Source organism: Shouchella xiaoxiensis, from assembly GCF_016907895.1.
Lineage (GTDB): Bacteria > Bacillota > Bacilli > Bacillales > Bacillaceae_D > Shouchella > Shouchella xiaoxiensis.
Genome location: NZ_JAFBCV010000003.1, coordinates 171,778 through 195,877 on the forward strand (window position 1 = coordinate 171,778; position 24,100 = coordinate 195,877).

Genomic DNA, 24,100 nt, shown 5'->3' on the forward strand with positions numbered 1-24,100 from the left:
GGTATATCTACTCCCCCAGAACAGATTGAATATAAATTGATGGATCTAATAACTCGTTTGCAATAATTTCAGTATAAGCAAAGAACGGTTCAGCGAATATACCCATAATAATTGTCAATACGATAAGAGGCGAGGCGGCAAATAACGTTGATTTAAGTGAAATAGATGCCTGCTCTTTCGTGTACTGAGGAGCTCCCCAGTATACGTTTAAAAAGATCTTAATCATTGAGAAGAGGGTCAGCATTCCAACGAATAAAGCTAGAAATGCTAAGAAATAGCTAGCCTCATCTAATGCAGCTACGATCAATGGGAATTTCCCAAAAAAGCCGCTGAGTGGCGGAATACCAGCAATCGATAGCCCGAGAATTAAAAAGAACCAAGCTAATACAGGATGTGATTTTAATATTCCACCCATTTTCTTTAGATCTGTTGTGCCAGTGACTTTTTCTGTTGCACCTGACATTAAAATGAGCCCAGTTTTAACGATCATGTTGTGAGCAAGGAAGAAGATGGCGCCGGCTAGAGCTAAAGCTGTATTTAGTCCAATTCCCATAATCATATAACCAATCTGGCTAATGATATGAAATGATAGAATCCGTTTAAAGTCAAACTGTGCAACAGCCCCTAATACACCTAGAAGCATTGTCAGTCCACCTAATATTAACATGACTGAATTATGCGTAAAGGCAATATCAAATGTGAACACAAGCGTGTACATCCTTATAATTGCATAGACCCCTACCTTTGTTAGCAAACCTCCAAATAAGGCGCTAATGGCGGTAGGTGGTCCAATGTAAGAATGCGGCAACCAGAAGTAAAGTGGAAACAACGCTCCTTTTGTTGCAAAAACTAGAAACAAGAGAATGGCTACGACATTTAAAGCGCCAGCTTGTTCAAGTTCGGCAACTCGTTCTGCCATATGGGCAAAATTGACGGTTCCAAGGATGCCATAAATATAAGCAATGGCAACTAGGAACAACATGGAAGAGAAAGCATTAATAACTGCATATTTAAATGTTTCTCGAAGTTGAAATTTTGTTCCGCCAATTACCATTAATGCATAAGAAGACAGGAGCATGACCTCAAAGAAGACAAACAAGTTAAAGAGATCACCAGTTAAGAAAGAACCGTTTACTCCCGTTACTAGAAAGAAAAAGAACGGGTAAAAAAAGTACCTTTCACGTTCTGGGTGTACGGTTGAAAACGAATAAAACAAACAAACTGCGGCAATGATGCTTGTTAGAACAACCATGAATGCCGCTAAATTATCAGCAACAACAACAATTCCAAAAGGAGCCTCCCAGCCCCCGAGTTCCAGCATCATCGTTCCTTTTGTATAGACAGTCCAGCCAAGATAAACAGAAATACCAACCATTAATAGTGCAGTAATTGAAGCAACTACTCGTTGTAAAAGGTGTTTCTTAGCAAATAAGATGAGGATTGTCCCAACGATAAAAGGAATGATGATCGGAAGCATTACCATATTACTCATCATCTTCAGCACCTCGCAGTTTCTCTAAGTCCTCAGTGCCGTTTACTCTGTATGTTCGATAGGCTAACACAACTAGGAAAGCTGTGATACCGAAACTAATAACGATTGCCGTTAGAATCATCGCTTGAGGAAGTGGGTCAGTAGCGTTACTCCCTGATAAATGAACAAGAGGAGGCGCACCTTGACGTAGACCAGCCATTGCTAAAAGAAGCATATGGGCACCGTGTGAAATGAGCATGATGCCCAAAATGACTTTTATTAAACTCCTGCATAACAGAAAATACGTTCCTACGGAGAATAAAACGGCAATCGCTAAAAAGATTAAGATTTCCATTCGTTTTCATCCTCCGCTATTGTGACTGTAGCTGCCATGGCCATGCCGACGACAACAAGGTAGATCCCAAAGTCGAAGGGAACGGCAGTTGTTAACTCAACTTCCCCGAAAAAAGGTAAATCAAAGTAATCAAAGTACTGCGAGAACATTTCATCACCAATTAACGGTCCAATTAATCCGATTGCAATCGAAATGAGTAAGCCGGTTGCAAGTATGCCAGGAAACGAGAACCGGATGATTCGATTTGCGACCTGACGATCAAAAATCAAGTAGATCAAGATAAAGGCACTGGCAGTCATTAGCCCACCAATAAAACCTCCACCTGGATTATTGTGGCCGGCAAAAAACAAATAAAATGAGAAAGCAACGAGAAAATAGATGGTGATCGTTATGAGCACCCGTTGCATGACGTCATGGGAACGTGAGAACTTCACACATCTTCGCCTCCCTTAAATCGATGTTTAACCATCATTAATATTGCAAGTCCAACGATTGCTAAGACCAGTACTTCTAAAATCGTATCTAAACCACGGAAATCTACTAGAATTACGTTAACCATGTTTTCTCCACCAGCTAACTTATAGGAGTTTTCGATAAAGAATTCAGAGATAGGAGTGAAATTTGCTTCTGTTCGCAATGCGAACGCAGAAACACTTATTAAAAACACAAGAATACCAACTGCAATGGAAATACTGATATGCAGTGATTTACGGACTCTTGAGCCAATCTCTTTCGTTACTTCTGGTAAGTGTCTAAATGCTAATAGAAGTAAAACAACCGTAACAGTCTCGATCAGTAACTGAGTTAAGGCTAAATCCTGTGCACTGAAAACAGCGAACAATAATGCCATAAGGAAACCAACTACACCAATCGTAATAATGAGCTGAATCCGTCCCTTCATGAACAATAAAGCAATTGTACTAAGTATTAGTAGGAACGTAATGGCATACAGATAGACTGGTGTTTCTTCTGTTGCTGTAAAAGATAGGGTGAAGCTGTTAGAGCGCACAAATGCATAGGCGAGTAGTGCAACAATGAAGACAAGCATATACGCAAAATAATCACGCAGACGACCTGTCATTTGCAATTTTGTAATCCATTCTGAACTACTTGATAAGCCATCAAGACTTTTATCGTAGACACGATTAAATGGATCACGAGAATGTTGCATAATCGCAATGCTTTTCCACTTAGGATAAGTCAAGTATAAAGTGGAGCCAATTCCAATAACACCTAGAGACATTAGTAATTCTGTGTTAATTCCATGCCACAAGGTCATGTCAATTGACAATTCTTCTACTGGGACATGCGGCAGAATGCTTGCGACAGCAGGTTCAATAACCGATGTAACAAGCAAGTTTGGAAATAAACCAAACAAAATGACGAGTGATCCTAGAATAACAGGGCTAATTAACATACCGAGTGGTGCTTCGTGAACAGTACGGTTAAACTGTTCTTTTTGAAAACGGCCAAAGAATGTTTTGAAAAACAAAATGGCGCAATAGAGGAATGTAAAAATACTAGCAATCCAAGCAATTGCTAACATGACATAGCCCCATGTCTCGACCCCCGCAAAATTCATTGACGTCACAGTCAACATTTCCGTAAAAAACATTTCTTTACTAATAAAGCCGTTGAACGGCGGTATACCAGCCATTGAAGCAAGACCGACAAGAGAGATCGTAAATGTAATCGGCATGATGGCCATTAATCCGCCAAGCTTGTTTATATCGCGTGTTCCGGTTTCATGGTCAATAATGCCTACAGCCATGAAAAGACTTCCTTTAAAAGTGGCGTGATTAATTAAATGAATGACAGCAGTGGCAATTGCAGCACCGTATAGAGCACTCTCACTTAGGCTATTTGCATTAAAAGCAGAAGAGCCGACACCAAGTAAAGTCATTAACAAGCCGAGCTGGCTAATGGTTGAAAAGGCTAAAATCCCTTTTAAATCTCGTTGTCTTACGGCAGAAACAGAGCCCCAAATAAGCGTTGTTAATCCAGTAATAACGATAATCCAGAACCATTCAGGTGCACCTGCGAAAATCGGTGTTGTTCGAGCAACTAAATAGATGCCCGCTTTAACCATTGTGGCTGAATGAAGGTAAGCACTGACAGGAGTTGGGGCTTCCATTGCATCAGGTAACCAGAAGTGAAACGGGAACTGAGCTGATTTTGTAAAGGCTCCAATTAAGACCAGAATCATTGCTGGAATAAAGAAAGGGCTTTGCATAATAATGTCAGCTTGTCCAATCAATGATTGAATGCTAAACGTCCCTGTTTCGACATAAAGTAGAATAAATCCAGCCATCATTGCAAATCCGCCAAAAACTGTGATTAGCATGGATTTTCTTGCTCCAAAAATCGACCCTTTATTCGTAAACCAATAACTGATTAGCAAGGCAGAAGACAAGCTTGTAACTTCCCAGAAAATATAAAGTACAATTAAGTTATCTGAGAGCACAATGCCTAGCATGGCACCCATGAACATTAACAGGTACACATAGAAATTCGAGAGCTTTTCCTTTGTTTTATCCAAATAAAAAATGGAATACAGGACGACTAAAGCACCAATTCCAGTAATTAATAAGGCAAACAGTAGGCCTAATCCATCTAAATATGCGTTAAAATGAATGTCGAGTGATGGCACCCATGCCATTTCTTCCATGACTGCTCCACCATTTGCTGTATCCGAAGTCCGGGAAACAAAATAAGCAAATAATGCTGATGGCACTAGTAGAACAAACCAGCCAGTGTGGATACGTTTCGTAAATGGGTAAATGAGCGGAATAACGATAGCAATAAGAAATGGCAATATAATTGCTAAGTGTAGGCTTGACATGTTTAACCTCCTTTTCGATACATTGTCAACATAATCTCCGCAATTATAGCGTAAAAAACAGGGGTTTGTACATTTTTTTACTTGACAAAACAATGACCTTAAAATGGTTTTAAATAGGATGAAACAGATAAAAAATAAGAAAAAAAGTTTGAAAATCAGTATAAGAATCATAAAAAAACGCCACCTTTAGTAGTAAGGAGGCGTTTTATTATTCGCACTGTAACGAAAGCTTATGTATGTTTAACGATTTTCTTCGTTTTATTTGCAGCTTGTTGGCTCGTATATGATTCAGTTCATTTATATTCTAGAACCAATCCAAAGCAAGGCGTTTCCATTCAGGACACTGATCCGAATCACTTTGCTCCTCGAGAGTACCTTAAGTTAATTCCTAAGAAAGAAGTAATAGAATAAAAAGAGACTATCGATTGCAATCGATAGTCTCTTTTACTTGAGGGTGTTAGCAAGGTGCGAATACGGGTTTTAAGAAGATAATTTAATGTGATCCGTTAATGAACGTTTAAAAAGCTCACTATAAATTAAATCAACAAAATCTTGATTTAATTCTAATTCAATTGCCTTTTGATACGTTTCAATTAAAAGCTCGTCCGACAAATTTTCCATAGTACCTGCTAAAAGCAGGCCCACCTCCTCATGAAGCGCGTATTACGCATCCTTGTAACATAGTGATATTAAAAATATCCTAACACGCCAGCGGTAATAGAACAACCGTTCGTTTTATCCACAATGATCCGTGTATAACCTGTGAATGATTTGTTGATTATTGTAATAAATCCTTAATTGTATGCGTTTTAAACGGTGTACAACGTTATCCACAGGGGTGGCGATGCGCTGAATTTGTCGAAAAGTTTATCGATTTATAAAGAAAAGAAGAGATCATCTTTTATTTGAAATCTCATTGTAGGAAAGGTATAGTTGATGTTTGACTAGAAGTTTTTATATAGAGGAAAAGGGGTGCTGACGTGTTCAGCCGTTTATTGCCAAATCAATATGTGAAAAGCATTTATGATATTGACTTATTTTCTTTAAAGGATAGAGGAATTCGAGCTGTTATTACTGACCTTGATAACACACTAGTGGAATGGCATCGTGCAGAAGCTACTCCAGAAGTGAAAGAATGGTTTGCAAAGTTAGAAGAAACAGGACTGAATGTAACGATTGTATCAAATAATAGTGAAAAACGAGTAAAAGAGTTTTGTGACCCGGAAGAAAAAGTGTTTATCCATAGTGCGAAAAAACCACGGCGTAAAGCATTTAAAAGGGCTTGTAAACAAATGGGTGTCCGAACAGATGAAGCCGTCGTTATCGGTGATCAAATCTTCACCGATGTTCTTGGGGGCAATCGAGCTGGCTTGTACACGATTTTGGTTGTGCCTGTAACAAAAACGGATGACTGGATGACGAAGCTAAATCGTCGGATGGAACGATTTGTTTTACGATGGATGAAGAAAAAAGGTCATATAAACTGGGAGGATTAAGAATGTCAGATCATGTTGAGGAGTGGTTTTGCTCCGGCTGTGGAATACAAATTCAAACAGAAGATCCTGATAAAATTGGATTTGCACCTCCTGCTGCGTTAAAAAGGGAGACGGTTATTTGTAAACGATGTTTTCGTTTAAAACACTACAATGAAATTCAATCCGTATCAATTGAAGACGATGAATTTATGGAGATGTTTCAGTCTTTACACAAAAAAGATGCACTAATTGTAAAGATTGTAGATATAGTTGATATATATGGCAGCTGGATTTCAAGTGTTCAGCGATTTGCTGGGAAAAATCCTGTTTTGCTCGTTGCAAATAAAATTGATTTATTACCTAAGTCAACCAATCGCGGAAAATTACGCAACTGGATGAAAAAAACAGCGAGTGAAGAAGGATTAAAACCTCTCGATGTGTTAGTAATGAGCACTGTATCGAATGAAGGCGTTGAGCAAGTCATGAATCAAATTGATACGCTAAGAAAGGGCAAAGATGTCTATATAGTTGGTTGTACAAATGTTGGGAAATCCTCTTTTATTAATCGGATTCTTAAACTCCATGGGCATCAAGGAGACCAGCTAATTACGACTTCTCATTTTCCTGGTACAACGCTTAATTTAATTGATATTCCATTAGAAGATGGTCGTTCATTAGTTGATACCCCTGGCTTAATGAACCGTCATCAGGCTGCCCATCGACTTAAAAAGAAAAGCTTGAAAGTAATTACACCAAATAAGGAACTTAAGCCAACTGTGTATCAATTAAAAGCTGAGCAAACACTTTTTTTGGGTGGGTTAGCTAGATTGGATTTTGTCTCAGGAAAACCGGCTTCTTTCATTGCCTATGTGGCGAATAGTTTACGTATTCACAGGACGAAATTAGAAAACGCTTCGCAATTGTATAAAGATCATGCAGGGGAACTCCTTGCTCCTCCTTATATAAGCGAAGGAGAAGAGATTCCGCAATTAAAAAAACATACATTTAAAGTCAGTGCTGAACCAACTGATGTGGTTTTTTCTGGACTAGGTTGGATTACGATACAAGGCGATGGTATAACAATAGAAGCTCATGTACCAGAGGAAGTAGCAGTAAGTACTAGACCATCCATACTTTCATGATTGAGAGGTGTGAACCATGCGGCACTATGCGTTAATTGGACAACCTGTTAGTCATAGCAAAAGCCCTCAAATGCATGTTTCTGCATATAAGGAGCTTGGCCTAAAAGCGAACTATACGGCTTATGACGTAAGTGAAACAGACTTATCGACTGTAATAAATCGAATGAGAAATGGCGAAATTGATGGGATGAATGTTACGATTCCTCATAAAGTAGCCATTATAAATTACCTCGATGCTATTGATAATGACGCACGTATAATTGGTGCTGTTAACACTGTTGTAAGAAAAGAGAATCAACTAATTGGATTCAATACAGACGCACCTGGTTTTATTCAATCGTTAAAACAAGCTAAAAATGGAGCGCCTTTTCAAAAGAAAAAGGCACTCGTTCTTGGAGCTGGGGGCGCAGCTCGAGCAATTATTTATGCAATGAGTGAAGAGGGCGTGCAAGTGACGTTAACGAATCGGACGATGAGTAAAGCAACCGCGCTGGCAAATGACTTCTCTCAGTATGGTATTATCGTTCAGGACCTCTCAATGACGGAGGAGCGTCTAGGGGATTATGATATTGTTGTCAATACGACTTCGGTGGGGATGTATCCACATGTTGACGAGCTGCCTCTGAAACTGGAAAATTTAAGCCCAGACGCACTTGTCTGTGATTTGATTTATAATCCTATGGAAACGGCCATTTTAAAAGAGGCTAAGAAGCGGGGAAATCCTATTCTAAATGGGCTAGGGATGTTTGTGAATCAAGCTGCTTTTTCCATTAGACATTGGACGGGATTAATGCCTAATTCATCGTTAATGGCAGAAGCGGTTAAAAAAGAATTTCTTTAAATGGAGGAAACAAGACGATGTTAACAAATAAACAAAAACGATTTTTACGCTCTGAATCGCATGCCATTCAACCTATTTTTCAAGTAGGTAAAGGTGGCGTAAATGAAAATATGCTTGTCCAATTAAATGAGGCGCTTGAAGCGAGAGAGTTAATTAAAGTCAGTGTCCTACAAAACTGTATGGAAGACAAGGATGCTGTCGCTGAAGAAGTCGTTAATGCTACCCATGCCTATCTCGTACAAGTCATTGGCAACATTATCATTCTTTATAAGCCTTCTAAGGAAAAGTCTAAAATTGTCCTCCCACGAACATAATCAAGAAAAACGTATTGGTTTATTTGGAGGAACGTTCGATCCACCTCATCTAGGTCATATGCTGATCGCTCAAGAAGCTCTGTCCGAGTTAAAGCTTGATGAAATCTGGTTCATCCCTGTTTCCACTCCGCCACACAAAGAAAGACAAGGTTTAACTAGTGGTGAAAATCGATTCCGAATGGTCACGGCAGCTACTCAAAACGAAAATCGCTTTAAAGTAAGTGATATTGAGTTAAAGAGAAAAGGGAAATCCTTCACGATTGATACAGTTAAGCAGCTGAAGGAAATGCATCAAAACCATCATTTTTATTTTTTAATCGGTGGTGATATGGTTGACATGCTTGATCAGTGGTATCAAATTGATGAGCTAAAGAAACTCGTAACCTTTGTTGCCTTTAACAGACCTGGAGCAGCTGCCATCAAAAAAAAGGAAGTTGAGTTTATTCCATTTATTGATGTAAATATCTCTTCTACAATTATTCGAAAACGAGTTTTTGAAAATAAACCGATCCGATACTTTGTCTCAGCGGAAGTGGAACAAGTGATCAAGGAGTATGGTTTGTATGAATTTAACGGCTAAGGAAGCTTTAGAAACTGTTCGCCCGCATTTAACAGAAAAACGATTTGTGCACACACTCGGCGTTCGAGAGACTGCCGTATTATTAGCAAAAAGATACGGTGCTGATCAGAAAAAAGCTGAGATGGCTGCGATTTTACATGATATTTGTAAGTACCACGATCTTGAACCAATGATTGAAACCGTAACGAATAAATTAGAAGAAGCACATTGGGCAGAATATGGGCAAGAGTTATTGCATGCTCCATGTGGTGCTTATTATGTACGTCATAATTTAGGAATTACTGACAAAGACGTATTGATGGCGATTCGATCGCATACGACTGGTAGGTCAAATATGAGTCTGTTAGAAAAAGTGGTTTTTTTAGCAGATTATATCGAGCCGAATCGACATTTTGAGGGAGTTCAACGTGCAAGGGAACTGGCTGAAAAAAGCTTGGACCAAGCATGTTTATTTGCCTTAACAAATACGATCATCTACTTACTTAATAAACAGCAAGCAATTCATCCAGAAACAATTGCTGCTTATAATTCTTATGTATTGAAAGGAGATAAAACTTTTGAATAAACATTTAAAAATGGTTGTTGAAGCAATTGACGATAAAAGAGGTTTACAAATAACGGCATTAAATATGGAGGGAATTTCGCCGATTGCTGACTACTTTGTTATCTGTCACGGTAACTCAGAAAAACAAGTACAAGCGATAGCTCATGAACTAAAAAAAGTTGTTCAAAAAGATGGTTTAGAAATAAAACGATTAGAAGGGTATGATCAAGCGCGCTGGGTTTTATTGGATGTCGGGGATGTTGTTGTTCATATCTTTCATAAAGATGAGCGTCTCTATTATAACTTGGAGAAACTATGGGGAGATGCGTCTATTGTTGATTTAGACGAGGTTGTGACACAATGATGAAACCTGGAATGTCAGTTAATCTGCAAGTGGCGCGTGAGGCTTCTTTTGGTTTTTTTTTAACAGATGGTCAAGTCGATGTTCTTTTGCATGAAAGAGATGTAACGAATCGACCAGAAATTAACGATACAATCGAAGTTTTTCTTTATCACGACCATCAAAATCGCTTAAGTGCTACAATGAAGGCGCCAATAATAAAAAATGATGAAATGGGTTGGCTCCGGGTCGTGGGAGTTCGACCGACACATGGCGTGTTTGTGTTTAATGGCATTTCAAGAGATTTATTTGTCTCAATGGATGAACTACCGATGGACCGTCAAGAATGGCCAGCTGAAGGAGATTACTTATATTGCTCTTTAACATGGGACAAAAAAGGCCGTCTAATGGGAAGGTTAGTCAAAGGATCACCCATCACTGACCAAGCCATAGGAGCTAATCAAGAGTGGTTAAATCGAGATGTAGAAGGAACGATCTATCATTTTCTTGATGAAGGGGCTGCTCTTTTGATTAAGGATGGGCCCATTGCATTTTTGCATCAGGATGAAGCGAATGGAATTCCTCGTTTAGGTCAGCTTGTAAAAGGGAAAGTTCAATTCGTTCGAGAAGACGGACGTGTTAATATTACGCAGCGTCTCTTAAGGACAGATCAACAGGCGGCTGATGCAGAGCAATTACTCGCGTTCCTTGATGAACGTACAAATGAAGCAATGCCATATACAGATAAATCTTCAGCAGAAGATATTAAAGCTCGGTTTGGCATGAGTAAAGCGGCATTTAAGCGTGCTCTTGGTAAGCTGTTAAAAGCTGGGTTAGTTGAACAGCGAGATGGATTTACCTATAAGGTGAAAAAATAGTGAGTTACACTCATTTTGCTCAATTGTATGATCAGTTGATGGATCATGTTGATTATAATCAATGGCTAAATTATATGAAACAAACGCTGAAGAGAGAAAACCTTTCTGGCCTGAGTGTATTAGATCTTGGTTGTGGTACAGGTGAGCTGTTAGTAAGGTTAAAACAAGCAGGTGTTCATGTAACAGGCGTTGACTTATCGGAGGACATGTTAGCCATTGCCCAAAAGAAATTGACCGCTTCTGGCTTTAATTGTCAGCTCTTGCAAGGAGATATGAGTGAACTTGCAGCTATTGGTTCATTCGATGTCGTTTCCATTTTTTGTGATTCTTTAAACTATTTGAGTAATGAGAATGAGGTAAAAAAAACATTTGCAAATTGTTTTAACCTTATAAACGATGGCGGCTGGCTTCTGTTTGATGTCCATTCACCGTATAAAATTAATCAGTTTATTGATGCTACTTTTGCTGAGGCGGATGATGAGATCTCCTATATATGGAACTCTTTTCAAGGTGAAGAGCCATTAAGTATAGAGCATGAATTGACTTTCTTTGTGAAGCAAAAAAATGGCTCATATGACCGGTTGGAAGAGTTGCATAAAGAGCGCTCATACGCTGTGCACCAATATGAAACATGGCTTAAACAAGCAGGGTTTTTAACTATACAAGTAACAGCTGATTTTTCGATGAATCAGCCTTCCGAAACAAGCGAACGACTTTTTTTTGCTTGTCGAAAAAAAGAAGCAGGACTTTAACGCATACAGCTAGAATTTAAAAGACAGGGGAAACTCCCCTGTCTTTTACTTATAAGAAAATTCTTCTGATAACTTCTTTTTTTCGGTAGCATATTTGTGATGTGTTGCTCGAAACAACTCATTTAGCTGATCTCCGACGATACGCTCTAATACCTCAATTCCTACTCCGGTTATGCCTCCTGGTACGCATACTCTTTCTTGTAATGTAGGCAATGTGTAATGACCTTGTTCCAGCAATTTCCCTAATCCAATAAGCATCGAAGTCGTTAATTCCGTTGCGTCCTCTGCAGATATCTCTGTTTCATTGACAGCCCCTTCAATAAAGCGTTGCGCAAGAAAAGAAAAGAAAGCGGGTCCACAGCTGACAATATCTGACGAAACACGGGTGATGTTTTCTTCAATAAGAAGCGGACTTGCAATTGTTGAAACAAAATTTATCAGAGCAGCACGATCTGAAGTTTGACATGTCTCACTAAAGCTAATAAGCATGGAGCCTGATTGTGCTCGATTAAGAATGCTTGGTATAACACGACATGTTTTACAAGGTAACGTTGTTTCAAGGTCATTAATTGAAACTGGACTTGTGATCGAGATGGCTAATTGATCTTTTGAAACAAGAGGAGCAATTGTTTGGAAAAGTTCGGGCATCTCTTTTGGTTTCACACATAAAAACAGCCAATCGCTACTAGACACGAGTTCTTCCATGCTTGCAGCTTGATTAATTGTGGGAAAGGCATTTTTTATAGACTTCGCTTTTTCAGTCGATCTATTTATAATGTGAATGTCTTCTGGATTTACTGTTTTTGCTTCTATTAACGTTTCAATAAGCATGCTCCCCATACTCCCCGTACCAATAAAACCTACTTTCATGTTTGTTACCCTCCTCATAGAACCGCCTTATCAGAAAACATATGCACGCTTGCTTGTTTACTATTCACATTATTATTAGGAGGACTTTATGAAACAATTGTTTAATCGTCCCTTATACCGGTACGGTGTAATCGCAATTGGTTGTATTAGTTTAATTAGTTTAATCTATCTTTTCACTGAAGGGAGTAATGACTCTACTTTTGAAGACGATTGGCATGCATTAGGTCTAACTGATAATGAGCCAGAGGTTGAAGAAATAGAGACAGTCCCAGCCGAAGTAGTTGTTGATGTAAAAGGAGCCGTTGCACACCCAGGAGTGTACACATTACCAGCAGAGAGTCGAGTCTATGAGGTAATTGAAAAAGCAGGAGGGTTTTTAGTAGAGGCAAACCAAGATGCGGTAAACCTGGCATTACGAATTTCTGATGAACTCATTGTTTTTGTACCAAAAGAAGGTGAAGAGACTGAGGCACTTCCGTTAGAAATAAATCAATCTAGTCATTCAAACGATCAAGAGGACAAAGTTGATTTAAACAGTGCAACAGAAGTTGAATTGCAAACACTGTCAGGAATAGGACCATCTAAAGCGGCTTCAATTATTTCGCACCGAGATGAGCACGGACCATTTTCTACGATTGAAGATTTAATGGAAGTTAGTGGAATAGGGGAGAAATCATTTGAGTCCCTAAAAGAATCGATCATTGTAAAATAATCATTTTCAATTGACGGAATGAACTATGCGTCCTACAATTTACATAGTTTTTATAAAGAAGGAGAGAAATAATGGAGCGAATTTCTTGGGATTTGTATTTTATGGCCCAAAGCCAATTGCTATCACTTAGAAGTACATGCCCTCGTCTAAAAGTAGGGGCAACGATCGTACGCGAAAAAAGAATCATTGCAGGGGGATATAACGGATCCGTTTCCGGCTCAGATCATTGTCTTGATCAAGGGTGTTATGTCATTGATAATCACTGTGTACGAACAGTACATGCAGAGGTTAATGCCTTGTTGCAATGTGCAAAATTCGGCGTTCCTACTCAAGGTGCAGAGATTTATATCACTCATTTCCCTTGCGTTCATTGTGCGAAATCCCTTATACAAGCGGGTATATCAAAAGTGCACTATGCCAAAGATTATAAAAACCATCCGTACGCTGAATCTCTTTTTAAAGAGGCTCAGATTGAGTGTATTGAAGTTGAACTTGATCAGTCTGTTTTTGATACGCAGTTCCATGATAAATTGGCTTTTACTTCAACTTTATTACAGGAGCTTGAACGGTTAGGTGCGAGTGATCATGAACTTGAAGCTTACGCTCAAAAAACGAAAGAGCTGTTTTTTTCAAGTGAAGAAACGTGAATAAGCTTTTTATCGCATTGCTGTCAACTTGTGCGGCAATTGTTCTCTTCAGTGGCAAAAACAATGAAGTTGGTTTTTATTTTATAGCAGTAGCGGTCATTCTAGTTCTTTTATCTTGGAGAAAAAATTTTAGAATGACTTGCTTCTCCCTCTTTTTTCCATTCGTTTTATTTTCCTCTGTTTCATTTATACATCATTCATTAAATCAAACCGATCTAGATTACTCCCAATCACAGTTAGCATTTACTATTCAAGATCGTTTTCATGCAAATGGTAATTTTTTGCGTAATACGATTGAGACGAACACAGGTGAACGATTAGTATTACATATCTATCTTACAGATCAAGACCAGTTGGAAATAGCGAAAACGCTGCCCGGACAGCGGTGTATTGCAAGTGGGAATTTAAAAGAGCCAGCATCCTCGCGAAATTTCGATGCGTTTGATTATAAACAGTATTTACATCATCAACGAATTCACTGGATTTTTGAAGTGAAACATGTCGCATCGTTCCAATGCATGGATAACCATTCATTAACCATTATGGAAGCATTAAAGCAATTTAGAGCAAATTCCATTGACAAAATACTAGAAATAGTACCGAAAGAAGTGTCTGGGATCGTTTTGTCATTAACGTATGGTGAAAGAAGTTATCTAGACCCCCAGGTTTCCGAAGCGTATGCAAAGCTTGGTATCATTCATTTATTAGCAATCTCCGGCTTGCATGTAGGAATTGTAACAGCCTGTGTGTTTTTTCTTCTAATTCGAATAGGGGTGCCGAGGGAGTATGCCATTAGTAGCTTACTTCTATTCCTACCTATTTTTGCTGTTTTAAGTGGTGCTGCTCCTCCTGTTATACGTGCGTCTACAATGGCCTTTGTTTATTTCCTCTTCCAACTTTTACGAATTCCAATTCACCCATTTTACGGATTTTCGTTTATTTTCTTCGGCTATCTTATGATTGATCCTTATAAACTGTTTCAGCTTGGTTTTCAACTGTCATTTCTTGTTTCATTTTCTCTCATTCTTTGTAAAGATGAAATGATGAAAAAAGCGAACCATTATTTCACTCGTTTAGCTGTAGTAACAACGATTGCGCAACTCATCGGTCTACCATTAATCTTGTATCATTTTTATGAATGGTCTCCGGTTAGTTTGTTAATTAATTTAATGTATATTCCTTTTATTTCTTTATGTATTTTGCCGATTTGTTTTCTAATTGTCTTAACGGTTCCTATTTTTCCGCTAATTACAACGTACCTTACCTCGCTTTTATCTACGATTATCGTTCCAGTGCATTCAGTAATTTTATATCTAAGTGATCATGTAATCGTTTGGACAATTGGCAAACCTGCGATTATACTTATCGTCGCAATGTATATAAGTATTGTATGTATAGGCTTGCAGTGGGAACGAGGTAAAGCGTTATATAAAGCAGGTATAAGCTTTGGGATCATTCTATTCATTGCAACATACAGTCCATATTTAAAGAATGAAACGGTTGTAACGATGATTGATGTTGGACAAGGAGACGCCTTTTTAATTGAATTACCACGTAGAAAACAGGTCTATCTCATTGATACTGGAGGATTTATACATTTTCACCAAGAAGAATGGGAAGAAAGAAATCAACAATTCGATACAGGGCGCGACATTATTGTCCCCTTTTTAAAAGCAAAAGGGATTGATTCACTTACTGGGCTTATTTTAACTCACGGCGATTATGATCACATTGGTGGAGCGAAAGCCGTAATTGAATCAATAAATACGCAAGTTGTTTATTATCCAGCAGTTGAAATTGAGAAAGAAATTGAGTTAGACCTTATTCAGACTATAAAGAAAATGGGTGGAGAGTTTAAAATGATTAAGGCAGGAGATCGTATTCACAACGATTTCTATGTCATCCATCCTTCTAGTCAGCGAACGTGGACGAGCAATGATGGATCAATTGTTCTTTACTTCGTTGCAGAAGGAAAAACGTTTCTATTAACAGGGGATTTGGAAAAGGAGGGTGAAAATCATCTTCTTACATTGTATCCGACTTTGCAGGCGGATGTTTTAAAAGTAGGACATCATGGAAGCGTAACATCGACAAATGAAGCTTTCCTCGGACAAGTGCAGCCCAAAATGGCATTAATTTCAGCTGGTGTTAACAATCGCTTCGGTCATCCTCACCCTGATGTAATTGCTAGGTTAGAAGAACAAGGCGTTTTGGTTCTTAGAACAGATCAACATGGTGCTGTAGAAATTATAATTAAAAATGGCAAAATTAATATACGCAAGGTTATTGAATAAAAAAAGCAGGCATGTGCCTGCCTTTTTTATGTACTTGTCCTAAAGAAAACTTGCCACGTCAACGATGTTAGCGATGATAAAGATAAGAGCAAAAAAACCAAACGAGGCGATAAAGCCCACGGCTGAAGGAACAATATCATTGGAGTTGTCTTGGACTTCTTTTTCAAATTTATTCATTTCGCACCTCCTATATAAAATCAGTATACGTGATTTCAGCATAAATGAAAAGGCTCTCTTAACAGGATTACCCAGTCTATAAGTAGTATATCCTTGTTTCATAAAAAAGGACAAAACTTTTAAGAAGAACACCTTTTTCAATTTTGCATACTATACCATATGAAAACAAGAGCCCGCTTTTAATGGGAAGCCTAGGGTCTTCGTTAAAAGCGTTTATTATAGATAAAAGAGAGAGGCTCAGTCTCTCTCTTGCTCATTTAATAAGAAGGCACTAAAATAAAGCTATAACGCATGGTTAGGAGTTAGTATATGAGTTTAGCAACAATTTCAAAAAAGTTGACGCCAGAATCATTGAAGCCTATCTATTATTTATATGGAACAGAAGCTTATTTGGTCAATCAATTTTTAATGAATGTTCATAATGCCTTGTTTACAGGAGAAGATGGTGAACTAAATGATGTCCGTCACCTTTTAGCGGACACGCCATTAACGGATATTATAGAAGAAGCTGAGACTTTCCCTTTTTTTTCTGCAAAAAAAATGGTTGTTATACAGGATTTTTATTTAGCGACTAGCCAGAAGTCAAGTTCTAAAATAGAGCATGATTTAACGATTTTAGAAGCATACTTAGATCAGCCATCCGAACAAACCGTTTTGATCATCGTATCTCCATACGAAAAATTGGACGAGCGTAAACGTATAACAAAGCGATTAAAAAAAGAAGTTGAAACAATTGATATCAATCCACTAATGGAATCAGATCTTTATAAGTGGATTGATGGATATTTAAAAAACAATAGTTTCGTAATGGATTCTGATGCCAAACAAGAACTGTATGAACGAATTGGGTCTAATTTAATGTTGATTTATCAAGAATTAGCAAAATGTATGCTTTATAAAGGCGATTCGAAGCACATTACGAAAGAAGATATTGTAACAATGGTTTCGGAAACAATTGAACAGAGTGTGTTTGCTGTTGTTGAATTCACAGCAGCTGGACAGGCTGGACAAGCCCTTGAAACCTATCATCGTTTACTACGTCAAAAGGAAGAACCGCTTGCAATTCTCGCACTATTAACAAGGCAATTTCGGATATTCCACCAAGTAAAACTGAGACAAGAAAAGGGTTATTCTCAAAAAGAAATCGCTTCTCAATTGAAATTACATCCATATGTTGTCAAGCTCGCTTCGCAACGTTTAAGGTCTTTTGGAAAAGACACATTAAAAAAAGCGTTAGTTGCTTGTAATGAAACGGATTTCTCGATTAAAACAGGTAAGGTCGAAAAAGAAAGAGCTGTTGAATTACTGCTTATACAATTAAGTCAAGCAACGTAAAAAAGCCGATCCGTAAAACGGATCGGCTTTTTTAAATGTAAAAAGATCACGGGCGGTCACCCATGATCTATAGGAAAGTCTTATATTATGCAGACAAACCGTTTAATTTTTTTGCAAGACGAGATTTTTGGCGTGATGCAGCATTTTTATGGATAAGACCCTTTGTAGCAGCTTTATCAAGCTTTTTCGTCGCTTCAACAAATGCAGCATTTGCTTCTTCTGCATTACCAGCATCTGCTGCAGTTTCAAAATTCTTAACAGCAGTACGTAGGGCTGATTTTTGAGCAGCGTTTTGCGCACGACGCTTGTCATTTGTTTTAACACGTTTAATCGCTGATTTAATATTTGGCATAATTTTCACCTCCGTCATAAACGGCCTATGCGAAGGCCATCTCTAAAGCACTGTTAGAGCAGTACAACACTCTGCATTTTATCAAAACTAATCACCTATTGCAATACAAACTGTTGAACTCATTTTAAACCGTGAATGTTTTTGTGGTGGAGAGGGACACTAATAGCACTTAATTTAGAAGGAGAGAGTTAGATGGGACAGTTAAATATGGAGCCATTCCAAGTTCGAACGGATTTGGCACTGGAAGCACATGAGATGGTTGTTGAAAAGCAGCGGGAAGAAAATCAAGATGAACCTTCGAAGGTGTCAGATGTTGTTGTTGAATCAGAAACCATTCGAAATGTAAAAGTAACGAAAGTAGAAATTGGAGAAGAGGGAGCAGAACGAATTCAAAAAAGAGCAGGTCAGTATTTAACGTTCGAGGCTCAAGGAATCAGACAAAAAGACACAGATCTACAGGCGGATTTAGAACATGTATTTGCAAGTGAGTTTTCTGCTTTTTTAGAGCGCTCTGGAATAAAAAAAACAGACACTTGTTTAGTTGTAGGACTTGGAAATTGGAACGTAACACCTGACGCTCTTGGTCCACTTACTGTGGAAGAACTTCTTGTAACAAAACATTTGTTTGCACTCGCACCTGAAGAAGTAGAGGACGGGTATCGCTCGGTAAGCGCCCTTACTCCTGGTGTAATGGGTGTAACTGGAATCGAAACAAGCGATGTTGTCTTTGGAGTAATTGAAAAAACAAAACCAGATTTTGTCATTGTCATTGATGCCTTAGCTTCTCGCTCAATTGAACGTGTAAATACGACGATTCAAATTGCCGATACGGGCATTCATCCAGGCAGTGGTGTAGGCAATAACCGGAAAGCCATGAATAAAGAAACGTTAGGTGTTCCGGTTATTGCAATTGGTATTCCGACAGTCGTTGATGCTGTAACGATTACGTCAGATGCAATTGATTTTGTCTTAAAGCATTTAGGGAAAGAGATGCGAGAAGGAGATAAGCCCTCCCGTAGATTAGCGCCCGCAGGAATGACTTTTGGAGAAAAACGGACATTAACAGAGGAAGATTTACCGGATAAAAGTGGGAGAAAGGCGATACTTGGAATGGTTGGTGGACTCGAAGATAATGAAAAGCGCCAGTTAATTCAAGAAGTATTAGCGCCTTTAGGCCATAATTTAATGGTTACCCCAAAAGAAATCGATGTGTTTATTGAAGATATGGCTCATGTTGTCGCTGGTGGATTGAATGCTGCGTTACACAATAAAGTGGATCAAAGTAACGTAGGCGCTTATACTCGGTAAAAAAGGTTGATCTTTTGATCAGCTTTTTTCTAGTCTAAATTTAATCGTTCATGCATATGTTCTTTTTAATGGACAAGCTTTTTGCTAATCCTTTAAGAAGATGTAAAGGGGATGTGCGTGATGAAAAATTGGAAAAACCGCGCTTTACTTTTAGGCATTAGTTTAGTGTTTGGTTTAATTATGGGCGTGCAATTAATGAGTGAATATGCTGGTTTGAATGAACCAAAACCATTGCAAATACAAGAATCGACTGTAGAAAAACAGCATGAGGTACCGGTTGTTGATCAGACAGAGCTTGCCGAAAAAGAACCATTAACAACTGCTAGGGAAACAAAAGGAATGTCTAATTTTTTTTCTGATCTAGGTTCGACGTTTGCTACTGGAGTAGAAAATACGACGAGATCTGGTTTGGAGAAGGTTGTAGGAGCTGTACGGAACGGGATTAACAAAGAAAATGAACGTCATCCGCAAGAGAATAAAAGCTCTTATTGATGCAATGTGTTTGCCTTGCTATAATAGGACATAGTGTATATGTACGTATTTTAGGGGTGAAATCAAACGAATGAACAATGAACAAAGACTAGAACGCCAATCAAGGATTAGGAACTTCTCGATAATCGCCCATATTGATCATGGAAAATCAACGTTAGCTGATCGGATCTTGGAACGAACAGGAGCGTTAACGGACCGAGAAATGAAAGATCAAACGCTTGATGCAATGGACTTAGAGCGAGAGCGTGGAATTACAATTAAACTAAATGCTGTTCAGTTAACATATAAGGCTAAAGATGGAATAGAATACATTTTTCATCTTATTGATACACCTGGCCACGTCGACTTTACATACGAAGTATCAAGGAGTCTTGCGGCTTGTGAAGGTGCTCTATTAATCGTAGATAGCGCACAGGGAATCGAAGCGCAGACGCTAGCGAATGTTTATTTAGCACTCGACAACGATTTGGAAATTTTGCCTGTTATTAACAAAATTGACTTACCGAGTGCTGAACCAGAACGAGTGAAGAAAGAAGTAGAAGATGTAATTGGTCTTGATGCTTCAGACGCTGTCCTTGCTTCGGCAAAAAACGGCATTGGAATCGAAGAAATTTTAGAGCAAGTTGTTGAAAAAGTTCCAGCACCTACAGGAGATCCAAAAGCTCCATTAAAGGCGCTTATATTTGATTCTCTTTATGACCCGTATCGAGGCGTAATTGCCTATATTCGTATAGTAGAGGGTACGGTTCGACCGGGACAAAAAATACGAATGATGCAGACAGGTAAAGAATTTGAAGTAAGTGAAGTAGGTGTTTTTACTCCAAAAGCGGTGAAGTGCGATGAGTTAACGGTCGGCGACGTAGGCTTTTTGACTGCTGCGATTAAAAACGTCGGTGACACACGAGTCGGTGACACGATTACTAACGCAGTTGATCCAGCGCCAGAAGCGTTGCCAGGCTATCGAAAAATGAATCCAATGGTGTATTGTGGATTATATCCAATTGATACAAATGATTACAATGATTTAAGAGAGGCGTTAGAGCGGTTAGAGCTAAATGACGCTTCATTGCAGTATGAACCAGAAACATCTCAAGCGCTTGGCTTTGGTTTCCGTTGTGGATTCCTTGGATTACTACACATGGAAATTATTCAAGAACGGATTGAGAGAGAGTTTGGAATTACGTTGATTACCACGGCACCATCCGTTATTTATCATGTAACATTAACGGACGGTGAAACCGAGAAAATTGACAATCCCTCAAATATGCCTGATCCGCAAAGAATTGAACATGTCGAAGAACCATACGTAAAAGCAACTGTAATGGTACCAAATGATTATGTAGGCGCTGTAATGGATCTTTGTCAGAAAAAACGCGGAGTTTTTAAGGACATGCAGTATTTAGATGATGTTCGTGTTCAAATTGTTTACGAACTGCCCCTTTCGGAAATCGTCTATGATTTCTTTGACCAACTAAAATCAAGTACGAAGGGCTATGCTAGCTTTGATTATGTGTTAATTGGCTATCTACAATCGAAACTTGTTAAAATGGATATCTTATTAAATGGTGAAAAAGTCGATGCGTTGTCCGTTATTGTGCATCGTGATTCTGCTTATGAACGCGGGAAAATTATTGTTGAAAAACTGAAGGAGCTTATTCCTCGCCAGCAATTTGAAGTCCCGATTCAAGCAAGTATCGGAACAAAAATTATTGCGCGGTCTACCATAAAAGCGATGCGTAAAAACGTTCTAGCTAAATGTTATGGTGGGGATATCTCTAGAAAACGAAAATTACTAGAGAAGCAAAAAGAAGGTAAAAAACGGATGAAGTCTGTCGGAAACGTGGAAGTACCACAGGAAGCTTTCATGGCTGTTTTGCGTATGGACGATAATTAATGTAGAAATTATAGTTGGAAAGCCACCTCTAAATAGGTTGGCTTTTTTACTGTAAGGGGGAAGAAACGATGAGTACGTCAATCTATGTTCATATCCCTTTTTGTGAGCATATTTGTCATTATTGTGATTTTAATAAGGTCTTCTTAGAGAACCAACCAGTGGAGGACTATATTGATGCGTTGATAAAAGAAATAAGCGTCTCCAAGCAAGCAAAAAATAAAGTGGCAATTGAGACGATCTATATTGGCGGTGGGACACCTACAGCGCTAACCGCAGCGCAACTGGATCGATTGTTTGTAGCGATGCACAACTTGCTCAACTTGCAGCATGTCAGTGAGTGGACGGTTGAGGTTAATCCAGATAGCGCAGATGTTGAAAAACTGCAAGTGTTAAAAAAGCATCGAGTAAACCGACTTAGTTTTGGAGTTCAAACCTTTTCGCAGCCGTTGCTAACAGAAATAGGCAGGACACATTCTCCTGAGAGCGTGTTTAGCGCAATAAAAACAGCTCGAGATCTTGGTTTTACTAATCTATCAGTTGATTTAATGCTCGGTTTGCCTAATCAAACGGTTCAAGATTTTGAGCAATCTCTTCAGACCGCTTTGCAATTAGATATTGAGCATATTTCTGCATATATGTTGAAGGTAGAAAAACAAACGGTGTTTTTTAATCGTTATAAAAAAGGGACACTGCGCTTGCCACCTGAAGAAGATGATGTAGCTATGTACGAACTATTGAAGGCTAAAACTGCGGAACAAGGCCTTAATCAATACGAAATAAGCAACTTTGGGAAAGCGGGTTATGAAAGCAAGCACAATCTAGTGTACTGGAAAAACGAAAGTTATGCTGGTTTTGGAGCGGGCTCTTCAGGATATGAAGAAGGCATTCGCTACCAAAACATTAACCCGATTCAGAAATACATTGATTCCATTAATGATTCGGGCAGGGCAAGGTTAAGAGAACATCTCGTAACAACTGCAGAAAAGCTTGAGGAAGCTGTTTTCTTAGGGTTAAGAATTAGAAAAGGTCTTTCAAAAGAGGCTTTTAAAATGAAGTATGGATACGAGCTGGAAGAACTATTCTTAGAATCGATTGAAGAAGGTTTGAGAAAAGGCTTGATTGTGAACACAAATAAGAGCTTGGCCTTAACTGAAGAAGGGTTGTTACTCGGGAATGAGGCGTTTGAACTTTTTGTAGCTGTTTTGGAGGATGATGTCTTTGCTGAGACGACTTAAAAACAAGACTTTTCTAATTGACAAAACACCCTCTATTTGATAGTGTATCTATAGTATTAGCACTCGACGCCATTGAGTGCTAACAGGAGGTGCTGGAATGTTAACTGAGAGACAACTTTTGATTTTACATGCCATCGTTGACGATTATGTTCGTTCCGCTGAGCCTGTTGGTTCGCGTAGCATCTCTAAACGAAGTGACATTCCGTTTAGTCCAGCCACGATCCGAAATGAGATGGCTGATTTAGAGGAATTAGGCTTTTTAGAAAAACCACATAGTTCAGCTGGGCGAGTACCGTCACAGAAGGGCTACCGTTATTATGTGGACCATTTGTTATCTCCACATCGATTAACCGTTACAGAACGCGCAAGGTTATCCCGTTTAACAGACGCAAGCCTAAGAGCAATGGAGGAAGTGTTTCAAGAATCAGCACGTATATTATCTGAAATGACAAGTTATGTTTCCATCGTCTTAGGTCCTGAATCGTTAAATGAGAAATTGAAAAAAATTCAAATTATCCCAATGGATCATCAAAAAGCGGTTGTTATTATTGTCAGCGAAACCGGGCACGTTGAAAATCACCTTGTTCATATCGATAAGGAAGTGACTCCTGCTGATTTAGAACGCACGGTAAATTTATTAAACGAGCGGTTAACAGGTATACCATTGGTGCAATTGCAACAAAAGATTCAAATTGAACTTAGCTCTTTGTTTAGAGAACACATAACAAATTATGAACATGTTCTTTCAATTTTTGGTCCTTCGATGTTGCCTGGTACAAGTGAGAAACTTTTCTTTGCAGGTCGTTCAAATTTAATGGGGCAGCCGGAGTTTCAAGATGTCGGTAAAATGCGTTTAGTTTATAAAACACTTGAAGAAGAGAGTATTTTGCATCAATGGTTAAGAACACAACAAACGGATGGTTTGCAAGTCTCAATTGGTCAGGAGAACCAGCTTGAAGCATTCGAAGCCTGTAGTATCGTAACTGCATCTTATGCAATTAATGGTCAACATGTAGGAACGCTTGGAGTGATTGGACCGACACGCATGGAGTATCGCCGAATGATCAAAGTAGTTGATTCTCTGTCGAAAGATTTGTCTAAGCTATTATCAGGTTTGCATGAATAGGCGTATTTGTAGCAGATTAATCTGCTACTATACATATAAAAGATCAAAATAAACTAGTTCTAACAGTTGCATTATCTTCACGCTTATTGGTAAGCTGTCCAAGGATATGTAACGAAATGACTAT

Annotated in this window: 26 protein-coding genes; 18 read left to right on the plus strand and 8 right to left on the minus strand. The window is 38.7% G+C overall.

The window, feature by feature from the left end; all coding sequences use genetic code 11:
- Positions 1 to 7: 7 nt before the first annotated feature.
- From JOC54_RS06265 to JOC54_RS06285, 5 genes are all read right to left on the minus strand, one after another.
- The gene (locus JOC54_RS06265) at positions 8 to 1,492 is read right to left on the minus strand and encodes a Na+/H+ antiporter subunit D (protein ID WP_204465179.1); all 1,485 of its coding nucleotides are present in this window, start codon (positions 1,490 to 1,492) and stop codon (positions 8 to 10) included.
- On the minus strand, positions 1,485 to 1,826 hold the full coding sequence (locus tag JOC54_RS06270) for a Na(+)/H(+) antiporter subunit C (RefSeq protein ID WP_054793914.1): 342 nt from the start codon (positions 1,824 to 1,826) through the stop codon (positions 1,485 to 1,487). Before JOC54_RS06270 ends, JOC54_RS06265 begins: the two co-directional genes overlap by 8 nt.
- Complete coding sequence (locus JOC54_RS06275; protein WP_204465186.1) at positions 1,814 to 2,260, minus strand: MnhB domain-containing protein; 447 nt, start codon at positions 2,258 to 2,260, stop codon at positions 1,814 to 1,816. The genes JOC54_RS06270 and JOC54_RS06275 overlap by 13 nt, the downstream gene beginning before the upstream one ends.
- Positions 2,257 to 4,668, minus strand: a complete 2,412-nt coding sequence (locus JOC54_RS06280; protein WP_204465187.1) for a Na+/H+ antiporter subunit A — start codon at positions 4,666 to 4,668, stop codon at positions 2,257 to 2,259. Before JOC54_RS06280 ends, JOC54_RS06275 begins: the two co-directional genes overlap by 4 nt.
- 480 nt (positions 4,669 to 5,148) lie before the next feature.
- Complete coding sequence (locus JOC54_RS06285) at positions 5,149 to 5,289, minus strand: sporulation histidine kinase inhibitor Sda (protein ID WP_035422129.1); 141 nt, start codon at positions 5,287 to 5,289, stop codon at positions 5,149 to 5,151.
- 359 nt (positions 5,290 to 5,648) lie between these two features.
- Between JOC54_RS06285 and JOC54_RS06290 the strand changes: the two genes are divergently transcribed.
- From JOC54_RS06290 to JOC54_RS06330, 9 genes are read left to right on the plus strand one after another with little or no spacing between them, the layout of a single operon-like run.
- On the plus strand, positions 5,649 to 6,164 hold the full coding sequence (locus tag JOC54_RS06290) for a YqeG family HAD IIIA-type phosphatase (protein WP_204465188.1): 516 nt from the start codon (positions 5,649 to 5,651) through the stop codon (positions 6,162 to 6,164).
- 2 nt (positions 6,165 to 6,166) lie between these two features.
- A complete protein-coding gene (gene yqeH, locus JOC54_RS06295) occupies positions 6,167 to 7,285 on the plus strand; it encodes a ribosome biogenesis GTPase YqeH (protein WP_204465189.1) in 1,119 nt (372 codons plus the stop codon).
- A 16-nt stretch (positions 7,286 to 7,301) separates the two neighbouring features.
- Entirely contained in the window at positions 7,302 to 8,126 is an 825-nt protein-coding gene (aroE, locus tag JOC54_RS06300) for a shikimate dehydrogenase (RefSeq protein ID WP_204465190.1), read from the plus strand.
- A 17-nt stretch (positions 8,127 to 8,143) separates the two neighbouring features.
- Positions 8,144 to 8,440 carry a ribosome assembly RNA-binding protein YhbY gene (gene yhbY, locus JOC54_RS06305; protein WP_035422131.1) on the plus strand — a complete coding sequence of 99 codons (297 nt, stop codon included), beginning with the start codon at positions 8,144 to 8,146 and terminating at the stop codon, positions 8,438 to 8,440.
- The gene (locus tag JOC54_RS06310; protein ID WP_239586611.1) at positions 8,421 to 9,020 is read left to right on the plus strand and encodes a nicotinate-nucleotide adenylyltransferase; all 600 of its coding nucleotides are present in this window, start codon (positions 8,421 to 8,423) and stop codon (positions 9,018 to 9,020) included. Before yhbY ends, JOC54_RS06310 begins: the two co-directional genes overlap by 20 nt.
- Positions 9,004 to 9,585 (plus strand): bis(5'-nucleosyl)-tetraphosphatase (symmetrical) YqeK, encoded by a 582-nt coding sequence (gene yqeK, locus JOC54_RS06315; RefSeq protein ID WP_035422133.1) that lies wholly within the window; start codon positions 9,004 to 9,006, stop codon positions 9,583 to 9,585. Before JOC54_RS06310 ends, yqeK begins: the two co-directional genes overlap by 17 nt.
- A gap of 10 nt (positions 9,586 to 9,595) precedes the next feature.
- On the plus strand, positions 9,596 to 9,928 hold the full coding sequence (gene rsfS / locus JOC54_RS06320) for a ribosome silencing factor (protein WP_204465434.1): 333 nt from the start codon (positions 9,596 to 9,598) through the stop codon (positions 9,926 to 9,928).
- A complete protein-coding gene (locus JOC54_RS06325; protein WP_204465192.1) occupies positions 9,925 to 10,782 on the plus strand; it encodes a CvfB family protein in 858 nt (285 codons plus the stop codon). The genes rsfS and JOC54_RS06325 overlap by 4 nt, the downstream gene beginning before the upstream one ends.
- Complete coding sequence (locus tag JOC54_RS06330; protein WP_204465194.1) at positions 10,782 to 11,534, plus strand: class I SAM-dependent DNA methyltransferase; 753 nt, start codon at positions 10,782 to 10,784, stop codon at positions 11,532 to 11,534. Before JOC54_RS06325 ends, JOC54_RS06330 begins: the two co-directional genes overlap by 1 nt.
- Positions 11,535 to 11,579: 45 nt before the next feature.
- Here JOC54_RS06330 and comER read toward each other — a convergent pair whose 3' ends face one another.
- The gene (gene comER / locus JOC54_RS06335) at positions 11,580 to 12,404 is read right to left on the minus strand and encodes a late competence protein ComER (protein ID WP_204465196.1); all 825 of its coding nucleotides are present in this window, start codon (positions 12,402 to 12,404) and stop codon (positions 11,580 to 11,582) included.
- 88 nt (positions 12,405 to 12,492) lie between these two features.
- On the opposite strand from comER, the gene JOC54_RS06340 reads away from it, so the two are divergent.
- The 3 genes from JOC54_RS06340 to JOC54_RS06350 all read left to right on the plus strand — a co-directional run bounded on the left by JOC54_RS06340 (position 12,493) and on the right by JOC54_RS06350 (position 16,057).
- On the plus strand, positions 12,493 to 13,116 hold the full coding sequence (locus JOC54_RS06340) for a helix-hairpin-helix domain-containing protein (RefSeq protein WP_204465198.1): 624 nt from the start codon (positions 12,493 to 12,495) through the stop codon (positions 13,114 to 13,116).
- Between the two features lie 71 nt (positions 13,117 to 13,187).
- Positions 13,188 to 13,763, plus strand: coding sequence for a ComE operon protein 2 (locus JOC54_RS06345; RefSeq protein WP_035422143.1), 576 nt, complete (start codon positions 13,188 to 13,190; stop codon positions 13,761 to 13,763).
- Complete coding sequence (locus JOC54_RS06350; RefSeq protein WP_204465199.1) at positions 13,760 to 16,057, plus strand: DNA internalization-related competence protein ComEC/Rec2; 2,298 nt, start codon at positions 13,760 to 13,762, stop codon at positions 16,055 to 16,057. Before JOC54_RS06345 ends, JOC54_RS06350 begins: the two co-directional genes overlap by 4 nt.
- 39 nt (positions 16,058 to 16,096) lie before the next feature.
- On the opposite strand, the gene JOC54_RS06355 is transcribed toward JOC54_RS06350, so the two are convergent.
- Positions 16,097 to 16,234 (minus strand): YqzM family protein, encoded by a 138-nt coding sequence (locus JOC54_RS06355; protein WP_035422031.1) that lies wholly within the window; start codon positions 16,232 to 16,234, stop codon positions 16,097 to 16,099.
- Positions 16,235 to 16,543: 309 nt separating this feature from the next.
- Here JOC54_RS06355 and holA point away from each other — a divergent pair, with 309 nt between their 5' ends.
- Positions 16,544 to 17,569 carry a DNA polymerase III subunit delta gene (gene holA, locus JOC54_RS06360; protein ID WP_204465200.1) on the plus strand — a complete coding sequence of 342 codons (1,026 nt, stop codon included), beginning with the start codon at positions 16,544 to 16,546 and terminating at the stop codon, positions 17,567 to 17,569.
- Between the two features lie 85 nt (positions 17,570 to 17,654).
- On the opposite strand, the gene rpsT is transcribed toward holA, so the two are convergent.
- The gene (rpsT, locus tag JOC54_RS06365; RefSeq protein WP_035422033.1) at positions 17,655 to 17,921 is read right to left on the minus strand and encodes a 30S ribosomal protein S20; all 267 of its coding nucleotides are present in this window, start codon (positions 17,919 to 17,921) and stop codon (positions 17,655 to 17,657) included.
- A 192-nt stretch (positions 17,922 to 18,113) separates the two neighbouring features.
- On the opposite strand from rpsT, the gene gpr reads away from it, so the two are divergent.
- The 5 genes from gpr to hrcA all read left to right on the plus strand — a co-directional run bounded on the left by gpr (position 18,114) and on the right by hrcA (position 23,976).
- Positions 18,114 to 19,229 (plus strand): GPR endopeptidase, encoded by a 1,116-nt coding sequence (gene gpr, locus JOC54_RS06370; RefSeq protein WP_204465201.1) that lies wholly within the window; start codon positions 18,114 to 18,116, stop codon positions 19,227 to 19,229.
- A 120-nt stretch (positions 19,230 to 19,349) separates the two neighbouring features.
- On the plus strand, positions 19,350 to 19,721 hold the full coding sequence (locus JOC54_RS06375; RefSeq protein WP_204465202.1) for a DUF3679 domain-containing protein: 372 nt from the start codon (positions 19,350 to 19,352) through the stop codon (positions 19,719 to 19,721).
- 70 nt (positions 19,722 to 19,791) lie between these two features.
- Positions 19,792 to 21,615, plus strand: coding sequence for a translation elongation factor 4 (gene lepA, locus JOC54_RS06380; protein ID WP_204465204.1), 1,824 nt, complete (start codon positions 19,792 to 19,794; stop codon positions 21,613 to 21,615).
- 68 nt (positions 21,616 to 21,683) lie between these two features.
- A complete protein-coding gene (gene hemW / locus JOC54_RS06385) occupies positions 21,684 to 22,850 on the plus strand; it encodes a radical SAM family heme chaperone HemW (protein ID WP_204465206.1) in 1,167 nt (388 codons plus the stop codon).
- A gap of 97 nt (positions 22,851 to 22,947) precedes the next feature.
- Complete coding sequence (hrcA, locus tag JOC54_RS06390) at positions 22,948 to 23,976, plus strand: heat-inducible transcriptional repressor HrcA (RefSeq protein ID WP_204465208.1); 1,029 nt, start codon at positions 22,948 to 22,950, stop codon at positions 23,974 to 23,976.
- The last annotated feature ends 124 nt before the right edge of the window (positions 23,977 to 24,100 follow it).

What these genes read in the sequence shown, in the direction of transcription:
- aroE (WP_204465190.1), top strand. Translation starts at nt 7,302, where the DNA reads ATGCGGCACTATGCGTTAATTGGACAACCTGTTAGTCATAGCAAAAGC.
- hemW (WP_204465206.1), top strand. Translation starts at nt 21,684, where the DNA reads ATGAGTACGTCAATCTATGTTCATATCCCTTTTTGTGAGCATATTTGT.
- JOC54_RS06265 (WP_204465179.1), bottom strand. Translation starts at nt 1,492, where the DNA reads ATGAGTAATATGGTAATGCTTCCGATCATCATTCCTTTTATCGTTGGG.
- JOC54_RS06285 (WP_035422129.1), bottom strand. Translation starts at nt 5,289, where the DNA reads ATGGAAAATTTGTCGGACGAGCTTTTAATTGAAACGTATCAAAAGGCA.
- JOC54_RS06355 (WP_035422031.1), bottom strand. Translation starts at nt 16,234, where the DNA reads ATGAATAAATTTGAAAAAGAAGTCCAAGACAACTCCAATGATATTGTT.
- rpsT (WP_035422033.1), bottom strand. Translation starts at nt 17,921, where the DNA reads ATGCCAAATATTAAATCAGCGATTAAACGTGTTAAAACAAATGACAAG.
- JOC54_RS06375 (WP_204465202.1), top strand. Translation starts at nt 19,350, where the DNA reads ATGAAAAATTGGAAAAACCGCGCTTTACTTTTAGGCATTAGTTTAGTG.
- rsfS (WP_204465434.1), top strand. Translation starts at nt 9,596, where the DNA reads ATGGTTGTTGAAGCAATTGACGATAAAAGAGGTTTACAAATAACGGCA.
- yhbY (WP_035422131.1), top strand. Translation starts at nt 8,144, where the DNA reads ATGTTAACAAATAAACAAAAACGATTTTTACGCTCTGAATCGCATGCC.
- JOC54_RS06345 (WP_035422143.1), top strand. Translation starts at nt 13,188, where the DNA reads ATGGAGCGAATTTCTTGGGATTTGTATTTTATGGCCCAAAGCCAATTG.
- comER (WP_204465196.1), bottom strand. Translation starts at nt 12,404, where the DNA reads ATGAAAGTAGGTTTTATTGGTACGGGGAGTATGGGGAGCATGCTTATT.
- JOC54_RS06280 (WP_204465187.1), bottom strand. Translation starts at nt 4,668, where the DNA reads ATGTCAAGCCTACACTTAGCAATTATATTGCCATTTCTTATTGCTATC.
- yqeH (WP_204465189.1), top strand. Translation starts at nt 6,167, where the DNA reads ATGTCAGATCATGTTGAGGAGTGGTTTTGCTCCGGCTGTGGAATACAA.
- holA (WP_204465200.1), top strand. Translation starts at nt 16,544, where the DNA reads ATGAGTTTAGCAACAATTTCAAAAAAGTTGACGCCAGAATCATTGAAG.
- lepA (WP_204465204.1), top strand. Translation starts at nt 19,792, where the DNA reads ATGAACAATGAACAAAGACTAGAACGCCAATCAAGGATTAGGAACTTC.
- gpr (WP_204465201.1), top strand. Translation starts at nt 18,114, where the DNA reads ATGGGACAGTTAAATATGGAGCCATTCCAAGTTCGAACGGATTTGGCA.
- JOC54_RS06325 (WP_204465192.1), top strand. Translation starts at nt 9,925, where the DNA reads ATGATGAAACCTGGAATGTCAGTTAATCTGCAAGTGGCGCGTGAGGCT.
- hrcA (WP_204465208.1), top strand. Translation starts at nt 22,948, where the DNA reads ATGTTAACTGAGAGACAACTTTTGATTTTACATGCCATCGTTGACGAT.
- JOC54_RS06340 (WP_204465198.1), top strand. Translation starts at nt 12,493, where the DNA reads ATGAAACAATTGTTTAATCGTCCCTTATACCGGTACGGTGTAATCGCA.
- yqeK (WP_035422133.1), top strand. Translation starts at nt 9,004, where the DNA reads ATGAATTTAACGGCTAAGGAAGCTTTAGAAACTGTTCGCCCGCATTTA.
- JOC54_RS06270 (WP_054793914.1), bottom strand. Translation starts at nt 1,826, where the DNA reads ATGGAAATCTTAATCTTTTTAGCGATTGCCGTTTTATTCTCCGTAGGA.